This window comes from Thiomonas sp. 13-64-67 (assembly GCF_002282795.1).
Classification (GTDB): domain Bacteria; phylum Pseudomonadota; class Gammaproteobacteria; order Burkholderiales; family Burkholderiaceae_C; genus Thiomonas; species Thiomonas arsenitoxydans.
In genome coordinates this window covers 1-4,088 of record NZ_NCKP01000100.1, presented here as the reverse complement: position 1 = coordinate 4,088, position 4,088 = coordinate 1, and the positions used below count along the sequence as shown (strand labels likewise).

Below are 4,088 nucleotides of genomic sequence, written 5' to 3'. Positions count from 1 at the left end.
CATCTGGGCGGCACCGGTGATCATGTTCTTGACGTAGTCGGCGTGACCGGGGCAGTCGACGTGGGCGTAGTGGCGGTTGGCCGTCTCGTATTCCACGTGGGCGGTGTTGATGGTGATGCCGCGAGCCTTCTCTTCGGGCGCCGCGTCAATCTGGTCGTAGGCCTTGGCCGATCCGCCAAACTTGGCCGCCAGCACGGTGGTGATGGCCGCGGTCAGCGTGGTCTTGCCGTGGTCCACGTGACCAATCGTGCCCACGTTGACGTGCGGCTTGGTCCGCTCAAACTTTTCCTTCGCCATGATGTTGTTCCTTATCTGAATACGTTTGAAAGGGGTCGATTATTGGGGTCAATTACTTGCTGGCGCGAGCGCTGACAATGGCATCGGCCACGTTCTTCGGCGCCTCGGAGTAATGCTTGAACTCCATCGTGTAAGTAGCACGACCTTGCGACATGGAACGCAGCGTGGTGGAGTAGCCAAACATCTCCGACAGCGGCACTTCGGCCTTGATCGCCTTGCCGCCGCCGACCATATCCTCCATGCCCTGCACCATACCGCGGCGTGACGACAGATCGCCCATCACGTTGCCGGCGTAGTCTTCAGGCGTTTCCACCTCAACGGCCATCATCGGCTCGAGGATCACGGGATTCGCCTTACGGCAGCCTTCCTTGAATCCCATGGAAGCGGCGATCTTGAACGCCTGCTCCGAGGAATCGACATCGTGGTATGAACCGAAATGCAGCGTCACCTTGACGTCCACCACGGGATAGCCTGCGAGCACGCCGGAATTCAACGATTCTTCAATACCCTTTTGCACCGCAGGGATGTATTCACGCGGCACCACGCCGCCCTTGATCGCATCGACGAACTCGAAGCCCTTGCCGACTTCGTTGGGCTCTACCTTGAGCACAACGTGGCCGTACTGTCCCTTACCACCGGACTGGCGCACGAACTTGCCCTCGGCATTTTCCACCGTCTTGCGAATGGTTTCGCGGTAGGCCACCTGCGGCTTGCCGACATTGGCGTCGACGCCAAATTCGCGTTTCATGCGATCCACGATGATTTCGAGGTGCAGCTCGCCCATGCCCGAGATGATGGTCTGGCCTGACTCTTCGTCCGTTTTCACGCGGAACGAGGGGTCTTCCTGCGCCAGACGCTGGAGCGCCAGGCCCATCTTTTCCTGGTCGGCCTTGGTCTTGGGCTCGACGGCCTGTGCAATCACCGGCTCGGGGAACACCATCTTTTCCAAGGTGATGATGGCATCAGGACTGCACAGGGTCTCGCCCGTGGTCACTTCCTTCAGACCCACGGCTGCAGCGATGTCGCCTGCGCGCACTTCTTTGATTTCTTCACGGTTATTGGCATGCATCTGCAACAGACGGCCGATACGCTCCTTCTTGCCCTTGATCGGGTTGTAGACCGTATCGCCCGACGACAGCACGCCGGAGTACACGCGAATGAAGGTGAGCTGGCCCACATAGGGGTCAGTCATCAGCTTGAACGCGAGCGCGGAGAACTTTTCGTCGTCAGCCGCCCGACGAACAGCCTCCTTCTCGTCATCGTCATGTCCGGCCACAGGAGGAATGTCGATCGGGGAGGGCATAAAGTCGATCACCGCGTCCAGCATGCGCTGCACGCCCTTGTTCTTGAACGCGGTACCGCAAAGCATCGGCTGGATTTCGCTCGCGATGGTGCGCGCACGCAGACCCTGCTTGATCTCGGCCTCGCTCAACTCGCCGGTTTCGAGGTACTGGTTCATCAGCTCCTCGCTCGACTCTGCGGCAGCCTCAACCATTTTCTCGCGCCATTCCTTGCAGGTCTCCACCAGCTCCGCAGGAATTTCTTCATAGTTGAACTTCATACCTTGGGATGCTTCATCCCAAATGATGGCCTTCATCTTGAGCAGATCGACGACACCTTTGAAGTTCTCTTCGGCGCCAATGGGCACGACGATAGGTACGGGGTTCGCCTTGAGGCGGGTGCGCATCTGATCGTAGACCTTGAAGAAGTTGGCGCCGGTGCGGTCCATCTTGTTGACAAAGGCCAAGCGCGGCACTTTGTACTTATTGGCCTGACGCCAGACGGTTTCCGACTGGGGCTGCACGCCGCCCACGGCGCAATACACCATGCACGCGCCGTCCAGCACGCGCATGGAGCGCTCCACCTCAATGGTGAAGTCCACGTGGCCAGGGGTATCGATGATGTTGATGCGGTGGTCAGGCAGGGAACGATCCATCCCCTTCCAGAAGCAGGTCGTCGCAGCCGAGGTGATGGTGATTCCGCGCTCCTGCTCTTGCTCCATCCAGTCCATCGTGGCAGCGCCGTCATGCACCTCGCCAATTTTGTGATTGACGCCGGTATAAAACAAAATGCGCTCAGTCGTCGTAGTTTTGCCAGCGTCGATGTGCGCAGAGATACCGATATTTCGGTAACGCTCGATCGGGGTAGTTCGTGCCATGATGAAATCCAGATAAATGTTTAGAAGCGGAAATGCGAGAAGGCTTTGTTGGCTTCAGCCATACGGTGCACTTCGTCACGCTTCTTCATTGCAGAGCCGCGACCTTCAGCGGCCTCAAGCAGTTCATTGGCCAAGCGCTGCTGCATCGACTTTTCATTGCGCTTCTTCGCAGCCTCACGAATCCAGCGCATCGCGAGGGCCATACGGCGCGAGGGCCGCACCTCGACAGGAACTTGATAGTTGGCACCGCCAACACGGCGGGACTTGACCTCAACCATGGGGCGGACATTGCCCATGGCAGCCGAAAACACTTCGAGGGGATCTTTGCCAGATTTTTCTTGAATCGTGTCAAAGGCACCATAGACGATGCGCTCTGCAACGGCTTTCTTGCCGGAGAGCATGACAACGTTCATAAATTTGGCAACATCTACGCTACCGAACTTCGGGTCCGGCAGAATTTCTCGCTTCTCTACTTCGCGACGACGAGGCATGATTTCTCCAATTCAGTTGGGCTGAGCCCAAGCCCTATTTGGGCTGCTTACTCCGCAGATGCGGACGGAAATCGATTTGCAATCAAGTAAATCGAGTTATTTCTTCGGGCGTTTGGCGCCATATTTCGAGCGTGACTGCTTACGGTCTTTCACCGCCTGCAGATCCAGTGCCCCGCGCACAATGTGATAACGCACACCAGGCAAGTCCTTGACACGGCCGCCACGCACCAGCACGACCGAGTGCTCTTGCAAGTTGTGCCCCTCACCGCCGATGTAGGAAATCACTTCGAAGCCATTGGTCAATCGAATCTTCGCGACCTTACGCAGCGCGGAGTTAGGCTTCTTCGGTGTCGTTGTGTAGACACGGGTGCACACACCACGACGCTGCGGGCTGTTCTCCATCGCAGGGCTTTTGGATTTGATACGCTCGCTCACACGAGGAGAGCGAACCAATTGATTGATCGTCGGCATAGATCTTCCTCACTCCTGCTGGAGTACGGTAACTGGAACAAAACAACATGACAAAAGCCCGGCCATCAGGGGATGGCCGGGCTCGTTAGGGTAGCCTGACGATGTCCTACTTTCACACGCGAATGCGCACTATCATCGGCGCTGAACTGTTTCACGGCCCTGTTCGGGATGGGAAGGGGTGGTTCCAGTTCGCCATGGTCATCAGGCATAACTTGTTGACGAAAACTCGTCCAATTCAAAAGCTGATCGATTGCATCTCTATGGTCAAAATTATAGGATCAAGCCGCACGGGCAATTAGTACTGGTTAGCTCAACACATTACTGCGCTTCCACACCCAGCCTATCAACGTTGTCGTCTTCAACGACCCTTTAGGGAGATCAAGTCTCCAGGGAGGCCTTATCTTGAGGCAAGTTTCCCGCTTATATGCTTTCAGCGGTTATCTTTTCCGAACTTAGCTACCCGGCGATGCCACTGGCGTGACAACCGGTACACCAGAGGTTCGTCCACTCCGGTCCTCTCGTACTAGGAGCAGCCCCTCTCAAGCCTCCAACGCCCACGGAAGATAGGGACCAAACTGTCTCACGACGTTTTAAACCCAGCTCACGTACCTCTTTAAATGGCGAACAGCCATACCCTTGGGACCGGCTACAGCCCCAGGATGAGATGAGCC

The 4,088-nt window shown here is 56.8% G+C and carries 4 protein-coding genes and 2 rRNA genes; all 6 read right to left on the bottom strand.

Annotation, left to right across the window (positions count from 1 at the left end):
* The coding region (locus tag B7X30_RS14965) for a GTP-binding protein (protein WP_286730665.1) at positions 1-297 on the bottom strand (297 nt) is incomplete at its 3' end.
* A gap of 52 nt (positions 298-349) precedes the next feature.
* The gene (fusA, locus tag B7X30_RS14960; RefSeq protein ID WP_276708712.1) at positions 350-2,455 is read right to left on the bottom strand and encodes an elongation factor G; all 2,106 of its coding nucleotides are present in this window, start codon (positions 2,453-2,455) and stop codon (positions 350-352) included.
* Between the two features lie 20 nt (positions 2,456-2,475).
* Entirely contained in the window at positions 2,476-2,946 is a 471-nt protein-coding gene (rpsG, locus tag B7X30_RS14955; protein WP_013107283.1) for a 30S ribosomal protein S7, read from the bottom strand.
* A gap of 96 nt (positions 2,947-3,042) precedes the next feature.
* The gene (rpsL, locus tag B7X30_RS14950; RefSeq protein WP_013107284.1) at positions 3,043-3,417 is read right to left on the bottom strand and encodes a 30S ribosomal protein S12; all 375 of its coding nucleotides are present in this window, start codon (positions 3,415-3,417) and stop codon (positions 3,043-3,045) included.
* A 93-nt stretch (positions 3,418-3,510) separates the two neighbouring features.
* Positions 3,511-3,623, bottom strand: a 5S ribosomal RNA gene (rrf, locus tag B7X30_RS14945).
* A 68-nt stretch (positions 3,624-3,691) separates the two neighbouring features.
* A 23S ribosomal RNA gene (locus B7X30_RS14940) occupies positions 3,692-4,088 on the bottom strand; the annotation flags it as partial.

What these genes read in the sequence shown, in the direction of transcription:
- fusA (WP_276708712.1), bottom strand. Translation starts at nt 2,455, where the DNA reads ATGGCACGAACTACCCCGATCGAGCGTTACCGAAATATCGGTATCTCT.
- rpsG (WP_013107283.1), bottom strand. Translation starts at nt 2,946, where the DNA reads ATGCCTCGTCGTCGCGAAGTAGAGAAGCGAGAAATTCTGCCGGACCCG.
- rpsL (WP_013107284.1), bottom strand. Translation starts at nt 3,417, where the DNA reads ATGCCGACGATCAATCAATTGGTTCGCTCTCCTCGTGTGAGCGAGCGT.